The 18,221-nt window shown below is 67.1% G+C and carries 19 protein-coding genes; all 19 read left to right on the forward strand.

From position 1 onward, the window contains the following. Positions 1 to 5: 5 nt before the first annotated feature. The 19 genes from EV671_RS14505 (at position 6) to EV671_RS14595 (ending at position 18,176) form a co-directional block, all read left to right on the forward strand. Positions 6 to 671, forward strand: a complete 666-nt coding sequence (locus tag EV671_RS14505; RefSeq protein WP_132572844.1) for a methyltransferase family protein — start codon at positions 6 to 8, stop codon at positions 669 to 671. Then, positions 668 to 2,029: an MBL fold metallo-hydrolase gene (locus tag EV671_RS14510; RefSeq protein WP_132572847.1), complete on the forward strand. Its 1,362-nt coding sequence runs from the start codon at positions 668 to 670 to the stop codon at positions 2,027 to 2,029. Before EV671_RS14505 ends, EV671_RS14510 begins: the two co-directional genes overlap by 4 nt. Beyond that, positions 1,978 to 3,558, forward strand: a complete 1,581-nt coding sequence (locus EV671_RS14515) for a thymidine phosphorylase family protein (RefSeq protein ID WP_132572850.1) — start codon at positions 1,978 to 1,980, stop codon at positions 3,556 to 3,558. The genes EV671_RS14510 and EV671_RS14515 overlap by 52 nt, the downstream gene beginning before the upstream one ends. Beyond that, the gene (locus EV671_RS14520; protein WP_132572853.1) at positions 3,555 to 4,481 is read left to right on the forward strand and encodes a ribose-phosphate pyrophosphokinase; all 927 of its coding nucleotides are present in this window, start codon (positions 3,555 to 3,557) and stop codon (positions 4,479 to 4,481) included. Before EV671_RS14515 ends, EV671_RS14520 begins: the two co-directional genes overlap by 4 nt. A 10-nt stretch (positions 4,482 to 4,491) precedes the next feature. Continuing rightward, entirely contained in the window at positions 4,492 to 5,001 is a 510-nt protein-coding gene (locus tag EV671_RS14525; RefSeq protein WP_243655724.1) for a hypothetical protein, read from the forward strand. 31 nt (positions 5,002 to 5,032) lie between these two features. Next, positions 5,033 to 5,266: a hypothetical protein gene (locus EV671_RS14530; RefSeq protein ID WP_132572856.1), complete on the forward strand. Its 234-nt coding sequence runs from the start codon at positions 5,033 to 5,035 to the stop codon at positions 5,264 to 5,266. After that, positions 5,263 to 6,648: an SAM-dependent methyltransferase gene (locus tag EV671_RS14535; RefSeq protein WP_132572859.1), complete on the forward strand. Its 1,386-nt coding sequence runs from the start codon at positions 5,263 to 5,265 to the stop codon at positions 6,646 to 6,648. The genes EV671_RS14530 and EV671_RS14535 overlap by 4 nt, the downstream gene beginning before the upstream one ends. 1 nt (position 6,649) lies before the next feature. Beyond that, positions 6,650 to 7,348: a DUF6629 family protein gene (locus EV671_RS14540; protein ID WP_243655725.1), complete on the forward strand. Its 699-nt coding sequence runs from the start codon at positions 6,650 to 6,652 to the stop codon at positions 7,346 to 7,348. Between the two features lie 25 nt (positions 7,349 to 7,373). Then, positions 7,374 to 8,960: an oleate hydratase gene (locus EV671_RS14545; RefSeq protein ID WP_132572862.1), complete on the forward strand. Its 1,587-nt coding sequence runs from the start codon at positions 7,374 to 7,376 to the stop codon at positions 8,958 to 8,960. Positions 8,961 to 8,991: 31 nt separating this feature from the next. After that, positions 8,992 to 11,421, forward strand: coding sequence for a heavy metal translocating P-type ATPase (locus EV671_RS14550; RefSeq protein WP_132572865.1), 2,430 nt, complete (start codon positions 8,992 to 8,994; stop codon positions 11,419 to 11,421). Positions 11,422 to 11,434: 13 nt separating this feature from the next. Next, on the forward strand, positions 11,435 to 12,721 hold the full coding sequence (locus tag EV671_RS14555) for an MFS transporter (RefSeq protein WP_243655726.1): 1,287 nt from the start codon (positions 11,435 to 11,437) through the stop codon (positions 12,719 to 12,721). A gap of 50 nt (positions 12,722 to 12,771) precedes the next feature. Next, positions 12,772 to 13,434 (forward strand): class I SAM-dependent methyltransferase, encoded by a 663-nt coding sequence (locus EV671_RS14560; protein ID WP_132572868.1) that lies wholly within the window; start codon positions 12,772 to 12,774, stop codon positions 13,432 to 13,434. Continuing rightward, positions 13,434 to 14,012 (forward strand): YqaA family protein, encoded by a 579-nt coding sequence (locus EV671_RS14565; protein ID WP_132572871.1) that lies wholly within the window; start codon positions 13,434 to 13,436, stop codon positions 14,010 to 14,012. The genes EV671_RS14560 and EV671_RS14565 overlap by 1 nt, the downstream gene beginning before the upstream one ends. 88 nt (positions 14,013 to 14,100) lie before the next feature. Further along, positions 14,101 to 14,730 (forward strand): LemA family protein, encoded by a 630-nt coding sequence (locus EV671_RS14570; protein ID WP_132572874.1) that lies wholly within the window; start codon positions 14,101 to 14,103, stop codon positions 14,728 to 14,730. After that, positions 14,727 to 15,590 (forward strand): TPM domain-containing protein, encoded by an 864-nt coding sequence (locus EV671_RS14575; protein ID WP_132572877.1) that lies wholly within the window; start codon positions 14,727 to 14,729, stop codon positions 15,588 to 15,590. Before EV671_RS14570 ends, EV671_RS14575 begins: the two co-directional genes overlap by 4 nt. Positions 15,591 to 15,592: 2 nt before the next feature. After that, positions 15,593 to 16,093 (forward strand): TPM domain-containing protein, encoded by a 501-nt coding sequence (locus tag EV671_RS14580; protein WP_132572880.1) that lies wholly within the window; start codon positions 15,593 to 15,595, stop codon positions 16,091 to 16,093. 129 nt (positions 16,094 to 16,222) lie between these two features. Next, positions 16,223 to 16,816 (forward strand): general stress protein, encoded by a 594-nt coding sequence (locus tag EV671_RS14585; RefSeq protein WP_132572883.1) that lies wholly within the window; start codon positions 16,223 to 16,225, stop codon positions 16,814 to 16,816. A 68-nt stretch (positions 16,817 to 16,884) separates the two neighbouring features. Continuing rightward, on the forward strand, positions 16,885 to 17,763 hold the full coding sequence (locus tag EV671_RS14590) for a phospholipase D-like domain-containing protein (protein ID WP_132572886.1): 879 nt from the start codon (positions 16,885 to 16,887) through the stop codon (positions 17,761 to 17,763). Next, a complete protein-coding gene (locus EV671_RS14595; protein ID WP_132572889.1) occupies positions 17,760 to 18,176 on the forward strand; it encodes a phospholipase D-like domain-containing protein in 417 nt (138 codons plus the stop codon). The genes EV671_RS14590 and EV671_RS14595 overlap by 4 nt, the downstream gene beginning before the upstream one ends. The last annotated feature ends 45 nt before the right edge of the window (positions 18,177 to 18,221 follow it).

Below are 18,221 nucleotides of genomic sequence, written 5' to 3' on the forward strand. Positions count from 1 at the left end.
TAGCCATGGAGCATTCCACCTCAACGCCGGCCTACGGGCTGTGGTCGCTGGTGATCATCAATTCGCTGGTGTTCATCATCTTCGCGTTCAGCTTCGCCAAGCCCCAGAGCCCGCGCGACTGGCGCTCGTTCGGCGCCTTCTCGGGCTTCCTGGTCGCGCTGTTCACGGAGATGTACGGCTACCCGCTGACCATCTACCTGCTGTCGGGCTGGCTCGGCACGCGCTTCCCCGGCGTCGACTTTCTGTCGCACGACGCCGGTCACTTGCTCGAGGTGATGTTCGGCTGGCGCGCTAACCCGCACTTCGGGCCCTTCCACATGCTGAGCTTCGTGTTCATCGGCGGCGGCTTCTGGCTGCTGTCGGCGGCCTGGGCCGTGCTTTACGCGAACCAGAAACGCGGCACGCTGGCCACGACGGGCGCCTATGCGCGCGTGCGCCACCCGCAGTACATCGGCTTCGTGTCGGTCATGTTCGGCTTCCTGCTGCAGTGGCCGACGATCCTGACGCTGGCAATGTTCCCGATCCTGTGCTTCATGTATGTGCGCCTCGCCATCAACGAGGAGAAGGACGCGCAGCGTGTCTTCGGCGCCGGGTGGGAGAGCTACGCGGCCCGGACGCCGCGCTGGATCCCGCGCTTCGGCACGGCGCCCGCCTCGGGAGTGCAAGGATGAAACTCAGCTTTCTCGGTGCCGCCGGCACCGTCACCGGTTCCAAGTACCTCGTCGAGCACGAGGGCCGCAAATTGCTGGTCGATTGCGGCCTCTTCCAGGGCTACAAGCAGTTGCGCTTGATGAACTGGGAGGCGCTGCCCTTCGAGCCGCGCGATGTCGATGCCGTCGTGCTGACCCACTCCCATCTCGACCATTCCGGCGCGTTGCCGCTGCTCGTGAAGCGCGGATTCAGCGGGACGGTGTTCGCCACGCCATCGGCCATCGAGTTGTGCCAGCTGCTGCTGCCCGACAGCGGGCGGATCCAGGAGGAGGATGCGGAATACGCCAACCGCCACCAGACCTCGAAGCACCAGCCGGCGATGCCGCTGTACACGGAGGAGGACGCCGAGCGTGCGCTGCGCCGCTTCGAACCGCTGCCGTTCGAGCAATCCCGCGAGGTCATTCCCGGTATTGCCGTAACGCTGCGACCGGCCGGTCACATCCTCGGGGCAGCATCGATCGAACTGAAGGTCGGCGGTGAGACGCTGCTGTTCTCGGGAGATCTCGGCCGGCCAGACGATCCGATCATGCGCGCCCCCGTGGACATCTGCGCTGCCGATCACGTCGTCGTCGAGTCCACCTACGGAGACCGCCTGCACGAGGCGCATGCCACCGAGGCGGTGCTGGCGGAGACCATCACGCGCACTGCCTCGCGCGGCGGCATTGTCGTGGTGCCGGCGTTCGCGGTCGGACGAGCCCAGTTGCTCTTGTACATGCTCTACCGGCTCAAGACACGCGGTGCGATTCCCAATCTGCCTGTGTTCCTGAACAGTCCGATGGCGATCGACATGACCGAGATCTACCACCGGCACCGTGTCGAGCACCGGCTGTCGCCCGAGGAGTGCGATGGCATGTGCAAGGTGGCGAAGATGGTGCGAACCGTCGAGGAGTCGCGCGCGCTCAACACGCTGCGCTACCCGGCCGTCATCGTTTCCGCGAGCGGGATGGCCACCGGTGGACGCGTGTTGCATCACCTCAAGACGCTGGCGCCCGAACGCCGCAACACAGTCGTGCTCGCGGGGTACCAGGCCGGCGGGACACGCGGCGCGCGGCTGCAGAACGGCGAGCGCAGTCTGCGCATCCATGGCGAGGATGTTCCAGTGAACGCGGAAGTGGTATCGCTGCAAGGGCTGTCGGCGCATGCCGACGCACAACAAATCGTGAGCTGGCTCGGCAGCGCGCCGAAGGCGCCGCGCGGGGTGTTCATCACGCACGGCGAGCCCGGTCCGGCGGATGCACTGCGCCAGCGCATCGAGCGCGAGCTCGGATGGACGGCCACGGTGCCGTCGCTCGGGCAGACGGTGGAGATCCCGTCGTGAGCCAGCCAGTCCTGCCGACACCTCGTGGCGACGGCAGCCTGCTGCTGCGGCGCATCGGCATCGATACGCTCCAGGAGTCCGTGGTCTACATGCACGCCGACTGCCACGTCTGCCGGTCCGAGGGATTTGAGGCGCAGGCGCGGGTCGAGGTGCATCTGAACGGCCGCGCGATCATCGCCACGCTCAACGTCGTCGATCCTGGACTGCTCGCCGTCGACGAGGCCGGCCTGTCGAACAGTGCCTGGCGGGCGCTGAACGCCGCTGCCGGCGACCGCGCCACGGTCTCGCACGCGCCGGCGCTCGATTCGATGAGCCAGGTGCGCGCGAAGATCTATGGCAATCGCCTCGACGCGCCGGCGTTCGACGCGATCGTCGCCGACGTGGCTGCCGGCCGCTATCCAGACATCCATATCGCCGCCTTTCTCAGCGCCTGCGCGGGCGGGCGCATGAACGTGCAGGAAACGATCGCGCTCACCCGAGCCATGGTCGCAGCCGGCGAACGGATCGATTGGGGCCGCGCGCCGATCGCCGACAAGCATTGCGTTGGCGGCCTGCCCGGCAACCGCACGACGCCGATCGTCGTGGCCATCGTCGCGGCAGCCGGGCTGACGATGCCGAAGACATCGTCACGGGCGATCACGTCGCCCGCGGGTACTGCCGACGTGATGGAGACGCTGACCCGCGTCGATCTCGACGTGACCGCCATGCGCCGCGTGGTCGAGCGCGAGGGCGGCTGCCTGGTTTGGGGCGGCGCACTGACCCTGAGCCCGGCCGACGACGTGCTCATCCGTGTCGAGAGGCCGCTCGACCTCGACAGCGATGCCCAACTCGTCGCGTCGGTGCTGTCGAAGAAGATCGCTGCCGGGGCCACGCATGCATTGATCGACATCCCGGTCGGACCGACCGCCAAGGTGCGCAGCGACGAGGACTTCCTTCGTCTGCAACGCCTGATTGAACAGGTGGCCGATGCGAACGGGTTGAACTTGCGGGTGCTGCGCACGCACGGCGGCCAGCCGGTCGGCCGCGGCATCGGTCCGGCGCTCGAAGCGCACGACGTGCTCGCCGTGCTGCGCGGCGCGGCCCACGCGCCGGTGGATTTGCGCATGCGCGCACTGGCCCTGGCCGCCCACCTGCTTGAGTTCTGCGGCCACTCACGGCCAGGCCAGGGGCAGTCCGAGGCCTGGAGATTGCTCGACAGCGGCGCCGCCTGGGCCAAGTTCCAGGCCATCTGCGAGGCCCAAGGGGGCCTGCGCGAGCCGGCGTTGGCTCCGCTGCGAGAGCCGGTGCTCGCGGCCTCGGCCGGCTACGTCGCCGCCATTGACAACCGGCGCCTTGCCCGCGTCGCGAAGCTCGCCGGCGCGCCGTCGGCAGCCGCTGCCGGGCTCGAGCTCCACGTGCGTTTGGGCGACGACGTCGAAGCCGGCCAACCGCTGTTTACCCTGCATGCCCAGGCGCCCGGTGAGCTTGCGTATGCACGCCGCTATCACGACGCGCACCCGGCGATCGCGTTGGAGGGCCATCCCGCATGAAGCCCATCGTGATTTCGATGCCGGGCAACGAGGCGATGGCGGCCGAACTGGTGCAGCGCCTGGACGGGGAATGCGGGGCGGCGACGGTGCGGCGCTTCCCGGACGGCGAGTCCTACGTGCGCGTGGAATCCGCGCTGGAGGGGCGGCACGCCGTCATCGTGTGCACGCTCGACCAGCCGGACGACAAGCTGGTGCCGCTGTTGCTGCTGGCATCAGCCGCACGCGACAGCGGGGCCCGATCGGTCGGGCTGGTCGCGCCCTACCTCGCCTACATGCGCCAGGACACGCGCTTCCATCCCGGCGAGACGATCAGTGCGCAACACGTGGCGGCGTGGATCTCCAGCCGCTTCGACTGGCTCGTCACCGTCGATCCGCATCTGCACCGCATCAATGAGCTGTCGCAGGTCTACACCATCCCAGCGTTCGCGGTGCACGCTGCCGACAACCTGGCGCAATGGCTGCGTACGCACGTGCGGCAGCCATTGCTGATCGGCCCGGACGAGGAAAGCATGCAGTGGGTGGAGCAGGTGGCGGGCAGCGCCGATGCGCCGTTTGTGGTGCTGCGCAAGACGCGCCGCGGCGATCGTGACGTGCAGGTGTCGGTGCCGGACGTCGAGCGCTGGCGCTCGCACACGCCGGTGCTGGTCGACGACATCGTCTCCACCGGCCGCACGATGATCGAAACCGTCGTCCATCTGCGGCGCGCCGGGCTGGCCGCACCGGTGTGTCTGGCCGTGCACGCGGTGTTCGCGCAGACCGCGTTCGACGACCTGCGCGCGGCCGGCTCAGCCGACATCGCGAGCTGCGACACGATCGCTCACCCCTCGAACCGCATTCGCCTCGGCGCCTCGCTCGCCGCGGCGGTGCTTCCCCTGTTGAAGCATGCCGGGCAGCGAACCAGCCTTGCCTTCCCATCCCTATGAGGAGATCGCCATGTCCGTCCCGAGCTTTTGCTTCGCCGCGCTGCGGCTAGTCTTGCGCGCACGACGTCTTCCCGCGCTGCTCGCACTCGCCGTGCTGCCGCTCGCCATCCAGCCCGCGATGGCCCAGGCACGGGTGGAACGCGACGGCGTCGTCCTGTACTGGGGGCTCGTCCCGGCGGCCATCGTGGCGGAGAAGCACCCGCTCGAGGAGATGCACGGTGTCGTACCCAAGGACGGCGGGCAGGTCCATCACCTGGTCGCGGCCTTGGTCGACGCAAAGGACGGGCGGCGGATCGGAGACGCAGTCCTGCGAGCCCAACTGCACGAGGTCGGCATCGTGAACGCCGCACCGAAGTACCTGACGCCGATGACGATCAACGGGCTGGCCTCCTATGGCCAGGTGTTCTCCATGGCCAAGGACGGCCCGTACCAGTTCCGCATTCTCGCCAGGCTGGCCGATCGGCCGAACGAGGTCGAGTTCCCGATATCGGCCTGGTCCCCGCATCGGGAAAGCCGCTAGCCAACAGCTGTCGGTCGAACGAGGGGATTCCATGCGCATCGATTCGTCCAAAGCCGCCACCTGGGTGCTGGTCGCGTTCGCGGTCGTGGTGCTGCTTCTACTGCTCGCCGAACACCACGCCCACGCCTGGGGACCGCTGCTGATGTTGTCGATCCCCGTGTGTCTGGTCCTGCTGTACGTGGCGACCAGCAACTCCGAGTCGGGCGCCAGCGACGACAAAGTCGATCGGTCGACACGCAACGAAGAAGAAGGAAAACACCCATGAGCATCGTCCTGGACCACCACCCGCAGGCACGCCGGAGTGCGCACGACGAACCCGCCATCCGGATCTTCGAGCGTTTGATGCGTGGCTTCGACGGCTTTGCCGCTCTGCGCCTGTGGAACGACACGGTGCACGCGCCGAGCGGCGGGACGGCCACGTTCACGCTGGTGCTGCGCGACCCGGCGCTGCTTCGGCGCCTGGTGCTCGGGCGCAGCCCGCTGCTGCTGGCCGACGCCTACTTCCACGGGCAGCTCGACTTCGAGGGCGACCTCTACAGCGCGCTCACGCTGAAGGATCATTTCCAGCGCGTTTCCCTGAGCTGGCGCGACAAGCTCGCGCTGTTGCGCGACGCCTGGCGGCTGCCGTCGCGCTCTGACGCCAGCCTCAAGCCCAGCAACACCATGGCTTCGCGCATCGCGCGCAGCTTCTCGCACCGGCATTCGCGCAAGAGCGACCGAGCGGCCATCTCCTTCCACTACGACGTCTCCAACGAGTTCTACGGGCTCTGGCTCGACGAGCAGCGCGTCTATTCCTGCGCCTACTTCGAGAGCCCGAACGACACGCTCGAGCAGGCCCAGCGCAACAAACTCGAGCACATCTGCCGCAAGTTGCGGCTGCGGCCCGGCGAGCGCCTGCTCGACATTGGCTGCGGCTGGGGTGCCTTGGTGTGCTGGGCCGCCAAGTACCACGGCGTGAGGGCCCACGGCATCACCTTGAGCCGCGAGCAGCACGCCTACGCGCTGCAAAGAATCAGCGACGAAGGCTTGGAGGACCGCGTCACCGTCGAGCTGCGCGACTACCGCGACCTCGCCGGCGAGGGGGTGTACGACAAGGTGTCGAGCGTGGGCATGTTCGAGCATGTCGGGCTCGCCAACTTGCCGGCCTACCTCGCCGCAGTTCAGCGTGTCCTGCGGCCGGGCGGACTGTTCCTGAACCACGGCATCACGCACGACGAGGAAGGCTGGAACAAGACCATCGCGACCGAATTCATCAACCGCTACGTATTCCCCGACGGCGAGCTCGACTGCGTCAGCAAGATCCAGCTCGGCATGGAGCGCGCAGGCTTTGAAATTCACGATGTCGAAGCGCTGCGGCCGCACTACGCGCTGACCCTGCGGCACTGGGTCCAGCGGCTCGAGGCAAGCCGGGAGGCCGCGCTGCGCGAGGTGGACGAACCGACCTACCGCGTCTGGCGGCTGTACATGGCGGCGTGCGCGCTCGAGTTCGAAGCCGGCGGCACCGGTGTCTACCAGATGCTCGCCTCGCGCCGCGGTCGAGAGCCGCAAGTGCCCCTCACGCGTCGCGACCTGTACGCGGTGGACAGCGGGAAGGCGTTCGGTCTCTTCGTGACCTCGGCGCAAGCCGCCGCGCTCGGGACTGACTGACATGTGCTTTTCCGCCACCGCCAGTTTCACAGCCGGAGCCGGGCTGCTGCTCGTCGGCGCCGCCACGGCGCGCCAGGTCCGGCGACGCCCGGAACTGCCGTTCGCGCTGATCCCACTCCTGTTCGCCGTTCAGCAGCTCATCGAGGGCGCGTTGTGGCTGACGTTCCCCGACAAGGCGCCGTGGTTGAACACCGCGCTAACCTATGCCTATTCGCTGTTCTCGCACGTCCTTTGGCCGATCTACGTGCCACTTGCGGTACTGCTGATCGAGCCACCGGGCTGGCGCCGCAAGGCACTGATCGCATTCAGCGTTGCAGGCATCGCAGTCGGCACTTGGCTGCTGTACGCGATGGCGAGATATGGCATCGTCTCCCGCCCGACCGGACGGCACGTCGAGTACGTCTCGCCGCATTTCTTCGCCGCGGTGGCGATGACGCTGTACCTGCTGTCGACCGGCGTCAGCCTGTTGTTCTCCGCGCATCGCCTGGTGAAGGTCTTCGGGCTCCTTGCGCTGCTGTCCTTCGCCGCCGCCTACGCGTTCTATGCCCTGTGGTTCATCTCGGTGTGGTGCTTCTTCGCGGCCGTGCTCAGCGGCGTCGTCTATCTGCACTTGAGGAACCCCAGGGTCGGACTCCACCAGCGCGTGCCCGATACCCGCAGCCATGGTGCGCGGGCGAGAAGTGCCTCGCAGCTTCATTGATCAACGTTTAACAAGAGGGATTGCCATGAAGAATTTCGACAAAGCCAAAGCCTTCATCGTCGGCGGCGGGATCGCCGCGCTGTCGGCGGCCGTGCTGCTCATCCGCGACGGCGGTTTGCGCGGCTCCAACATCCGCATCCTGGAAGAGCTCGACGTGGCCGGCGGCGCGCTCGACGGCTCGGGCGACCCGGTGAAGGGCTACGTCACGCGCGGCGGGCGTATGTGGACGGAAGAAGCCTACGTCTGCCTGTGGGACGTGCTCGACAGCGTCCCGACGCTGGCCGATCCGGCCAAGTCGGTCAAGGACGATGTGTGGGCCTTCAACGAAGCGTGGCGCTCAGACGCGCACGCGCGCCTGATCGGCAAGGGCCGCAAGATCGTGGACGCGACCGATCTGGGCTTCAGCCTGCACGACCGGCTGGAGATGATGCGCCTGCTCGCGATGCCCGAGCGGGCCATCGGCACGAAGCGGATCGAGGACTGCTTCTCGCCGCACTTCTTCACGACGAACTTCTGGGCGATGTGGCGCACGACGTTCGCGTTCCAGAACTGGCACAGCGCGATCGAGCTCAAGCGCTACATGCTGCGCTTCCTGCAGGAGTTCCCGCGCATCCACACGCTGGCGGGCGTGCGGCGCAGCGCGTTGAACCAGTACGACTCGGTCGTGCGCCCGCTCGAGAAGTGGCTCACTGAGCAGGGCGTTCGCTTCGAATACGGCACCAAGGTGACCGATGTCGACTTCCTCGAGGCCGCCGACGGCCGCCGCATCGAGGCGCTCCACGGCACGAGCCGGGGCGAGAACTTCAGCTACCCCGTCGGCCGCGACGACTATGCCTTCATCACGATCGGCTCGATGACCGCCGATTCGCGCTGCGGAGACGACGATCGTGCACCCGAGCTCGTGCGCGACAAGCGCGACGGCGCTTGGACGCTGTGGGAGAACATGGCGCGCAAGGCGCCCGGCTTCGGTCGACCCAATGCGTTCAGCGGCAACGTCGACGAGAGCAAGTGGGAGTCCTTCACGCTGACGATGCGCACGCCGGTGCTGGTGCAGCGGATCGAGGAATTCACCGGCAACAAGCCCGGCACCGGCGGCCTGATGACGTTCAAGGACTCGAGCTGGCTGATGTCCGCCGTCGTGCCCCACGCACCTCACTTCGCGGGTCAGCCCGACGACGTGTTCACGCTGTGGGGCTACGGGCTGTTCATCGACAACCCAGGCGACTACGTCGACAAGCCGATGGCGCAGTGCAGCGGCCAGGAGATCCTGACCGAGTTGATGCACCACCTGGGCTGCGAAGACATCCTCGATGAGGTGCGCTACGCGACAACGGTGATCCCGGTGATGATGCCCTACATCACCAGCGAGTTCGAACGCCGCGACGTGACCGACCGGCCGCCGGTGATCCCGCCTGGCGCGAAGAACTTCGCCTTGCTCGGCCAGTACGTCGAGATCCCCGAGGACGTGGTCTTCACGGTGGAGTATTCGGTGCGCGGGGCGATGCACGGCGTGTACGGCCTGCTCGGGCTGACGCGCGAGATCCCGGCCATCTACCACGGCATCGCCGATCCCAAGGTCGCTTTCGATGCGCTGCGCACGCTGATCGGCTGACAGCCGAGAACTCGCGGCAACAAGGAATTCCATGAACACCAACAGTACCTTTGAAGTCGGCAGCCTGCTGTCGTCGATGTCCGCTCGTGGCGTCGAGAAGCAGCTGTCGCAGTTGCCCGGCGTGAGCGCGGTGCAGGTCAACTACGTCGCCGGCTCGGCAAGCGTCACGTTCGACGTCGACACGATCGGCGCGGATCGCATCCGCGCGGCGATCGAAGAGTGCGGCTACCACTGTCGCGGCGAGGCGACTCCGCGGCACCTCTGCGCACCGCACGAGGACGCCGGCCATGCGCACGCGCATGCTCACGCCCATGACCATGGGCACGCAGCGCCCGGGGTGAGCCCCAAGGCGAGTCCCAAGCCTCCTGCCGCACACGTTCACGACATGGACCACGGCGGCATGGACGCGATGGCCCACGAAATGGGCCATGGCGCCGGCATGGACGCCAAAGGCATGGCGCGCGACATGCGCAACCGGTTCTGGATCTGCCTCGCGTTCACCGTGCCGATCTTTCTGTACGCGCCGATGGGCATGTCGTTCATCAAGCTCGCGCCGCCGTTCGGACTCGACCTGAACGTCTGGCTATTCGCGCTCGCGAGTGGCGCGGTGATCTATCCGGCCTGGCCGTTCTTCGTGGCAGCGGGGCGAGCGCTGCGCAACGGCGTGCTGAATATGGCGGTACTCGTCGTGCTGAGCGTGGGTACCGGCTATCTCTTCAGCCTGGGGGCCACCTTCTTCTTCAAGGGCGCGCAGTTCTACGAAGCCGTGTCGGTGCTGCTAGTCTTCATCCTGCTCGGCCACTGGCTCGAGATGCGCGCTCGCGCGGGTGCCTCGGAGGCGATTCGTGCGCTGATGGAACTCGCGCCGCCGAAGGCCACCGTGCTGCGCAACGGGGTCGAGACCACCGTGGCCACGTCCGAGGTGCTGGCCGGCGACATCGTGCTGATCCGCCCGGGCGACAAGATCCCGGTCGACGGCGAGGTTCTCGAAGGCGGTTCGCAGGTCGACGAGTCGATGCTCACTGGCGAGTCGATGCCGGTGAAGAAGACGGTGGGCGACACGGTGATCGGCGCGACCATCAACAAGAGCGGCAGCTTCCGCTACCGCGCCACCAAGGTCGGCGCGGACACGGCGCTGGCGCAGATCGTCAAGCTGGTGCAGCAGGCGCAGAACTCCAAGGCGCCGTCGCAACTGCTGGCCGACCGGGCCTCGCAGTGGCTGGTCCTGGTGGCCTTCCTGATCGGCCTCGCGACCTTCGGGGTCTGGTACTTCGTGCTCGGCCAGCCGGTGCTGCTCGCGCTCACGCTGACGATCACGGTCTTCGTCATCGCCTGTCCGGACGCGCTTGGCCTGGCCACGCCGATGGCGGTGATGGTCGGCACCGGGCTGGGTGCGATGAACGGCATCCTGTTCAAGAACGCTTCGGCGCTCGAGGACGCGACCAAGCTCGACGTGGTGATCTTCGACAAGACCGGCACGCTGACGCTTGGGCAACCCGACGTCGTCGATCTGGCGGTAGCGCAAGGCACCACGCAGGACGACTTGCTGCAGATTGCCGGCTCGGTCGAGAAGCTCTCGGAGCATCCGTTGGCGCTCGCCATCCTCAAGCGCGCCGGCAACCTGCCGTTGGAGCCGGTCGAAGGTTTCAACAACGTCGACGGCATGGGCACCGAAGCGATGGTGCGCGGCCAGCGCACGCTGCTCGGCAACCGCAAGCTGATGGACGTCAACAACGTCGACCTCAACGGGCTCAGCGCCGACTCGCGCAATCTGCAGGGCCAGGGGCGCACCGTCGTTCACGTGGCGCACGGCGGACGCCTGATCGGCCTGATCGCGATCGCCGATGCCGTGCGTCCGACCTCGGCGGCCGCGGTCGCGGCGCTGCGCGCGAAGGGCGTGCAGGTGGCGATGCTGACCGGCGACAACCGTGCCACCGCGGAGCGCATCGCGCGCGACCTGCAAGTCGACATCGTGCTCGCCGACGTGCTGCCGGGTGACAAGGCGGCCAAGGTTAAGGAGTTGCAGGCACAGGGCAAGAAGGTCGGCATGGTGGGCGACGGCATCAACGACGCGCCGGCGCTGACCCAGGCCGATGTCGGCTTCGCGATCGGCGCCGGCACCGACGTGGCGATGGAAAGCGCCGACGTGGTGTTGATGAAGAGCGATCCCCTGGACGTCGTCGGCGCGATCGAGCTGTCGCGCGCGACCTTGCACAAGATGCACCAGAACCTGTGGTGGGCGGTAGGCTACAACGTCGTGGCCTTTCCGCTCGCGGCCGGCGTCTTCTATCCGTTCACGATCAGCCCGGAGGTGGCGGCGATCGCGATGTCGGGCAGCTCGGCGCTGGTCGCCATCAACGCGCTGATGCTCAAGCGCACGCGGCTGACCGGCATCCGCCGCGGCCAGGCGATTCCCGGCGCGGCGGACCGCACCGCGCGCGCCGCCCCGGCTGCGGTCTGAAGCGAGAGCGGGCGTGATCAAGACAGCGGGGCTCGATGCGCTGGCGCGACCCGATTCGGTCCCGGGAGGGGCGCGCGCTATGCTGCTGCTGGGCGCGATCGTGTTCGTCGTCGCGCTCGGCTACGGCGCCGGACTGCCGTTGCTGCAGCTCTATCTGCGCCAGTACCTTGGTGCTGCGACGCCATCCGCGCTCGCCTGGCATGTCGGCATACTGGGCGGCGTCTACACCTTCGCGCTGTTCCTGTTCGCGCCGTTGTGGGGTCGTCTGTCGGACCGGTACGGCCGCACCGCGGTGCTGGCCGCGGGCTTCGCCGCCTTCCTGGTGGGCGAGGCTGCCGCCGCGCTGGCGCCGAACCTGGGTGTCGTGTACGCGGCGCGCCTTCTGGCCGGCGCAGGCGCCGCCGCGATCGTGCCGACGGCCCAGGCGTACATCGCCGATGTCAGCACGCCGGTCGTGCGCAGCCGGCGTTTCGTGTTGCTCGGCAGCGCCTCCTTTGTCGGCTTCCTCGCCGGCCCGCCCTTTGGTAGCTGGATCGCCGGGCCGGTCATGGGCATGCCGGTCGGGCGCATGGCCGGGATGATCAACTGGCCCGCGCTCGGCGTAGCGCTGGGCGGCCTGCCGTTGCTGCTGCTCGCCCGCTGGGGTCTCGGCCGCGTGCGCGCCATGGCTTCGGGCGAGACGTCGCGGCAGGTGTCGCGCGAACGCCGGCGCTTCGTCCGTGCATCGATGGGCGTGGCGTTGCTGGCGTCGTTTGCGGTGGGCACGTTCGAGGTCGGGTTCACGCTGTTCGGCGGACAGACGCTGGGACTCGCCAGCGGCACGATGGCACTGATGTTCGTCACCTGCAGTCTGGCGATGCTGGCGGCGCAATCCACCTTGCTGCTGCAAGAGGTGCGCCGCCGCATCAACCAGCGCTGGGTCGCAGCGGCGTTCGGTGCCGCGGCGCTCGCGTTGACTTTCACCTCCAGGGTGCCGGACGCCGCGGCCCTCGGCCTGCTGATCGCCGTGGTGTCCACCGGGGTCGGCATGATCGGGCCGGTCCTGTCGTACGAACTGCTCGAGCGCCACGATGCGGCGCGCGGTGCGCTACTCGGCGGGCAAGCGGCGGCCGGCAACCTCGGTCAGGCATTGGGCTCGGTCAGTGCGGGGCTGCTGTTCGCATGGCAGCCGGTGGCGCCGTTCTGGGCGGCGGCGCTGGTGCTGGTGCTGGGAGCCGGCGTCGCGCTGGCCTTTTGGGGGCCGGCGCGCGACGGAGAGATCGCTTCTGGCCTACGCAATCGGAGCGACGATGACGGCTGACTCTCGATCGGACCGGGATGGTGGCTTAGGCTCGGCGCGCAGGAGCATGCATGCCCGACAGCCGTGAAAGCCGCTACGTCCCGGCGCTTGGCTTCCACTGGCTGACACCGGCCTACGACGCCGTGGTCGCCGCGACGACGCGCGAGCGCCGCTTCAAACAGGCACTGATCGAACAGGCCGGTCTGGCGTCGGGCCAGCAGGTGCTGGACCTCGCCTGCGGCACCGGCACGCTCGCGATCCGGATCAAGCAGCACCATCCGACCATCGATGTGGTCGGCATCGACGGCGACACGAACATCCTCTCGATCGCGCAGCGCAAGGCCAAGCGAGCGGGCGTCGCGATCCGGTTCGACCATGGCCTGTCGTTCGGTCTTCCGTATGCCGACGCGCGCTTCGACCGCGTGTTCTGCAGCCTGTTCTTCCATCACCTGTCGTGGGATGACAAGCAGCGCACCGCGCGGGAGATCCACCGCGTGCTGCGTCCCGGCGGCGAACTGCACGTGGCAGACTGGGGGCGTGCCAGCGGCCCTTTGATGCGGGCTGCCTTCGTGGCGATCCAGCTCCTCGACGGCTTCGCCAACACGCAGGACAACGTGGACGGGAGGCTGCTCGAGCTGTTCCGCGGCGCAGGCTTCACGGAAGTGTCGCAGCGGCAGACCTTCTCGACGGTCTTCGGCACGATGGCGTTGTACAGCGCGCTGAGGCGATCGTGATGCGCTTCGTTGCAAGGGCGCTCGAGTTCGGCCACAACTCCGGAATACGGCGCTGGATCGGAGAGCTGTTCCCATTCGCCGACCGCTGGTGGTTCCCGCCGATCGCGGCGATCTTGTCGGCGGCAGCAACGCTGAGCCTGACAGTGCCGGTCGGGCCGGTGCTGATCGCTGTGGTGGCGCTGAACCCGCGCCGCTGGCGGGCCGTTGTGTTGTGGGCGGTGCTGGGGAGCGCGGTTGCTGGTGCCCTCTTCACGCACCTGCTGGGTCACTTCGGCATGGCGTGGATGGATCGGCAACTGCCGCAACTCGCCAGCTCGAAACATTGGCACCTTCTCGTCGAGTGGACCGCCAACTATGGGTTTCTGACGCTGGCGGCTATCGCGGCCACACCGTTCGCACAAACGCCGGCGTTGATCCTCGGTGCGGTGCTCGGCATGCGGTGGCCATCGGTGTTCGGCGCGTTGCTCATCGGCAAGGCATTGAAGTACGCCGTCATCGGCGCAGCCACGGCGCGCGCCACTCGCGCTCCCATCGTTTCGCTTGATGCCGATCAAGTGCGGGCGCACGTCGATGCCTAGCATCGCGACATGGCTCGCGCCTCCGCTTTCAGCGCCTTCCGGCCACACACCCCGTCTCACCAATACGAACCTCGACAGGAGAACCCCGATGCGCAAGCTCATCATCACGCTGGCAGTCACCACACTGACGCTGTCCGGCTGCGGCTACAACACCTTCCAGACCAACGACGAGCAAGTCAAGGCGAGTTGGTCCGAGGTCGTCAATCAGTACCAACGCCGCGCAGACCTGGTCCCCAACCTCGTCAACACCGTCAAGGGCGAAGCGAACTTCGAGCAGAGCACCCTGACCAAGGTGATCGAAGCGCGCTCGAAGGCGACGTCGATCCAGGCGACGCCGGAATTGGTCAACGACCCCGCGGCCTTCCAGAAATTCCAGGCTGCCCAAGGTGAATTGACGGGCGCGTTGTCGCGTTTGATGGCCGTCTCGGAGAACTATCCGAACCTGCGGGCCAACCAGGGCTTTCGGGATCTGTCGGCGCAGTTGGAAGGGACCGAGAACCGCATCACGGTGGCTCGCAACCGCTACATCAAGTCGGTGCAGGACTACAACGTGACGGTGCGGACGTTCCCCTCCAATCTGACGGCGATGGTGTTTAGCTACAAGGAAAAGCCGAACTTCACCGTCGACAACGAAAAGGAAATCTCCAAGCCGCCCGTCGTCGGTTTTGACACGACGCCGGCCCCGTCGAATGGCAGTGCTTCGGGAGCGGCCCGGTGACGGCAAGAGATGGCGCAAGGCGGACGGCCAGGGCGCTGCTGTCTGCAGCAGCGCTCTGCTGGTCTGTCTTCGCTGCAGCGCAGGTGCCGGTGCCGCCCCTGACGGGGCATGTCACCGACCAGACCGCCACACTCAGCGCGGAGCAGAAGGCCACCTTGGAGCAGTCGCTGACGGCCTTCGAAGCCAGGAAGGGAAGCCAACTCGCGGTGCTGATGGTGGCCTCGACGGCACCGGAAGCCATCGAGCCGTTCGCCTTGCGTGTGGCCGAACAATGGAAGCTCGGCCGGAAAAGGGTCGACGACGGCGCCATCTTGGTGGTCGCCAAGAATGACCGCGCGCTACGCATCGAGGTGGGATACGGCCTGGAAGGCGTGCTCACGGACCTCACCAGCAAACGCATCATCAGCGAAGTCGTCGTGCCGCGATTCAAGAGCCAGGACTTCTATGGTGGCATCACGGCGGGGGTCGACCAAATCATGCGCGTCGTCGACGGTGAGCCTCTGCCGGAGCCGAGCAGGACGTCCTCAGAGAACCTCGGAGACGTTCGCCAATACGTCCCGATCCTGTTCATCCTCGCCGTCGTCGTAGGCGGCGTGCTTCGCTCCGCTCTGGGAAAGGTGCCCGGCGCGCTGGTCACGGGCGGCGCTGTCGCAGTGATCGCATGGTTCATTGCGGGCGCCGTGTCGATGGCGTTGGCCGCTGGCGCGATCGCATTGTTCGTCACCCTGCTGGGTATCGGTACTGGTCGACATGGATACGGCGGCTACTACGGGGGAATGGGTCGGGGCGGGTCCGGTGGCGGCGGCTTCAGCGGCGGTGGCGGCGGCTTCGGTGGCGGCGGTGCGTCGGGGAGGTGGTAATCATGAACATCAAACGCATCGCGAAGCACCTGACAACGTCTCACGCGCAGGTCAGGCGGGCCTTTCCTCCTAGCACCCTGGCCGCGATCGAGAAAGCCATCAAGGCGAGCGAAGCCGCCCATGCCGGAGAAGTCCGGTTCGCGGTCGAGGGTGCATTGGACGGCGCGCCGCTGTTCAAGGGGCAGCCGGCCAGGGAGCGCGCGATCGACGTGTTCTCGCAGCTGCGCATCTGGGATACCCAGCACAACAACGGCTTGCTGATCTACCTGCTGCTCGCCGATCGGGCGGTGGAGATCGTGGCCGATCGTGGGATTCATGCGAAGGTGAACCCGCACGAATGGAGCAAGGTTTGCCGCAACATGGAAGCTGCCTTCCAGCAATCGAATTTTGAGGGCGGTGTGATCGATGGTGTGCAGGCAGTGACAAGGCATCTGGTTGAACACTTTCCTGCCGACGGCGGCCGGATTGCGAACGAACTGCCAGACAGGCCGGTGGTGTTGTGATGACACCGACGCAATCAAGCGATGGCCGCTCCGCCTGCCTGGATGGGCCGCGTGGCGTGTGGAGCTTCGACCCATAACGGCGAGCTGAATCGGCGTCCCGACTCGATCTCTCAATGCGAAGGAACCCAAATGCAACACAAGACTGAACAAAGCAACGCGGTGGTCGCCGTCTTCAAGCGTCACCAGGATGCCGAGGACGCGATACGCAAACTCGCCGGTGACGGCTTCGACATGACGCAGTTCAGCATCGTCGGACAAGGCTTCCACTCCGAAGAGAAGGTGGTCGGTTTCTACAACACCGGGGACCGGATCAAGTTCTGGGGTAAGAACGGCGCCTTTTGGGGAGGCCTGTGGAGCCTGTTCTTCGGGGGCATATTTCTCACCATCCCTGTGATCGGACCGGTCATGGTGCTCGGCCACCTGGCCGCCATGGTCGTTGCCGCTGTCGAGGGCGCGGTTCTGGTCGGTGGGCTCAGCGCCTTGGGCGCGGCGCTCTACAGCATCGGCATCCCGAAAGACAGCGTGATCCAGTACGAGGAAGCCGTCAAGACGGATGGCTTCCTCGTGATCGGACACGGATCCACCGACGAGATGGCGAAGGCTCGAGCGGTCCTCGAGGCGAGCAACCCGAAGCGCATCGATCTGCACGAAGACATCAAGGCGCCAGCTTCCGATGACCGGCAGTCCGCGGCCATGACTGGGGGGGCACCTGCTTGCCACTGACATCGGCGGCGCCGGACTGGGCGAACGAACTCAGCCATTCACCTCCGCTGCTGTAGCCAGCACCGCAAATGGCGTTCACCGGGTTCCACCTGCTCGCGCTCGGCGCGTTGCTTGTTCTCGCGACACTGCTGTTGGCGGTTCTGTTCGAGCCCGCGCTGCCTTACACGGTCCATGGTCCATTGCCCGAGTGCGACGGCCACGAATCGCGCGGCTTGATCGCCGCGCTGGTCGACGTGCCGGTCATGGACTGCGCACAGGCCCAGGTGCTGGACAATGGCCGCAGCGTCTATGCGCAGGAGCTGGCAGCGATTCGGCAGGCGCGGCACAGCGTCCATCTCGAAGCGTATGTGTTCCACCGCAGCGCCGTTGCCGAGCGCTTCCTGGAGGCGCTCGAGGAACGTGCGCGGGCCGGCGTCAGGGTGCGTATGGTGATCGACGCGATCGGATCGCTGTTGACCCCTGACACCTACTTCCGCCGTCTGCGCGACGCCGGCGGCCAGGTGATGTGGTACCAGCCCGTGCGCTGGTCCACGCTCAAGCGCTTCAACAACCGCACCCACCGCGAACTGCTCGTGATTGACGGCGAGACCGCCTTCGTCGGCGGCGCCGGCGTGGCCGCGTGGTGGGACGACGGGGGCGCCGCGGGCGTGCCGTGGCGCGATACCGTCGTGTGCGTGCGCGGCCCGCTCGCCTCGGCACTGCAAACTTCCTTCGCCGAGAACTGGCTCGAGAGCAAGGGCGAGATGCTGGCGCAGTCGGAGGACTTCCCGTTCTGCCGCGCGGGCCCCGACGCGCCGGCGACGGCCGTCGCGAAAGGACTGGTCGTCACGAGCGCGCCCTCCGCTGGCAAGGCCACACGCGCGCGCATGCTGTTCCAACTGCTGATCGCTTCCGCACGCTCGTCGATCAAGATAAGCTCGCGTACTTTCTACCCGACCGCAGCATGATGCGCGAACTTGCGCAAGCGGTGGCGCGTGGCGTCGACGTGCAAGTGATTGTTCCGGGCGTTCTCAACAACCACCCGATCGCGCGCCGCGCCAGCCGGCGCCGCTACGGTGCACTGCTGCGGGCCGGCGTGAGCCTGCACGAGTACCAGGGTGCGATGATGCACGCCAAGATACTCATCGTCGATCGCGTTTGGTCGGTGTTGGGCTCGACCAACTTCGACAACCGGTCCTTCGGCCTCAACGACGAGGTGAACCTGGCGGTGCAGGGTCACGCGCTCGCGTCGCGCCTGGAAAGCGACTTCGCGGCCGACCTGGCACGGTGTGAGCGCGTGACCGAACCCCAGTGGCGGCGCCGGCCGGCCGCCGAACGCGTGCTGGCGGCACTCGGGGCGCTTTTGGAGCGGCACCAGTGAACGCAGCATTGAGCGGCGTCAAGTCGCGTTGCTGGCGGCAGCCTA

This window comes from Roseateles saccharophilus, from assembly GCF_004342485.1.
Taxonomy (GTDB): domain Bacteria; phylum Pseudomonadota; class Gammaproteobacteria; order Burkholderiales; family Burkholderiaceae_C; genus Pelomonas; species Pelomonas saccharophila.

Bases quoted from the DNA above. Each gene is read 5' to 3' on its own strand.
- EV671_RS14505 (WP_132572844.1), top strand. From the start codon at position 6: ATGGAGCATTCCACCTCAACGCCGGCCTACGGGCTGTGGTCGCTGGTG.
- EV671_RS14510 (WP_132572847.1), top strand. From the start codon at position 668: ATGAAACTCAGCTTTCTCGGTGCCGCCGGCACCGTCACCGGTTCCAAG.
- EV671_RS14515 (WP_132572850.1), top strand. From the start codon at position 1,978: ATGGACGGCCACGGTGCCGTCGCTCGGGCAGACGGTGGAGATCCCGTC.
- EV671_RS14520 (WP_132572853.1), top strand. From the start codon at position 3,555: ATGAAGCCCATCGTGATTTCGATGCCGGGCAACGAGGCGATGGCGGCC.
- EV671_RS14525 (WP_243655724.1), top strand. From the start codon at position 4,492: ATGTCCGTCCCGAGCTTTTGCTTCGCCGCGCTGCGGCTAGTCTTGCGC.
- EV671_RS14530 (WP_132572856.1), top strand. From the start codon at position 5,033: ATGCGCATCGATTCGTCCAAAGCCGCCACCTGGGTGCTGGTCGCGTTC.
- EV671_RS14535 (WP_132572859.1), top strand. From the start codon at position 5,263: ATGAGCATCGTCCTGGACCACCACCCGCAGGCACGCCGGAGTGCGCAC.
- EV671_RS14540 (WP_243655725.1), top strand. From the start codon at position 6,650: ATGTGCTTTTCCGCCACCGCCAGTTTCACAGCCGGAGCCGGGCTGCTG.
- EV671_RS14545 (WP_132572862.1), top strand. From the start codon at position 7,374: ATGAAGAATTTCGACAAAGCCAAAGCCTTCATCGTCGGCGGCGGGATC.
- EV671_RS14550 (WP_132572865.1), top strand. From the start codon at position 8,992: ATGAACACCAACAGTACCTTTGAAGTCGGCAGCCTGCTGTCGTCGATG.
- EV671_RS14560 (WP_132572868.1), top strand. From the start codon at position 12,772: ATGCCCGACAGCCGTGAAAGCCGCTACGTCCCGGCGCTTGGCTTCCAC.
- EV671_RS14565 (WP_132572871.1), top strand. From the start codon at position 13,434: ATGCGCTTCGTTGCAAGGGCGCTCGAGTTCGGCCACAACTCCGGAATA.
- EV671_RS14570 (WP_132572874.1), top strand. From the start codon at position 14,101: ATGCGCAAGCTCATCATCACGCTGGCAGTCACCACACTGACGCTGTCC.
- EV671_RS14580 (WP_132572880.1), top strand. From the start codon at position 15,593: ATGAACATCAAACGCATCGCGAAGCACCTGACAACGTCTCACGCGCAG.
- EV671_RS14585 (WP_132572883.1), top strand. From the start codon at position 16,223: ATGCAACACAAGACTGAACAAAGCAACGCGGTGGTCGCCGTCTTCAAG.
- EV671_RS14590 (WP_132572886.1), top strand. From the start codon at position 16,885: ATGGCGTTCACCGGGTTCCACCTGCTCGCGCTCGGCGCGTTGCTTGTT.
- EV671_RS14595 (WP_132572889.1), top strand. From the start codon at position 17,760: ATGATGCGCGAACTTGCGCAAGCGGTGGCGCGTGGCGTCGACGTGCAA.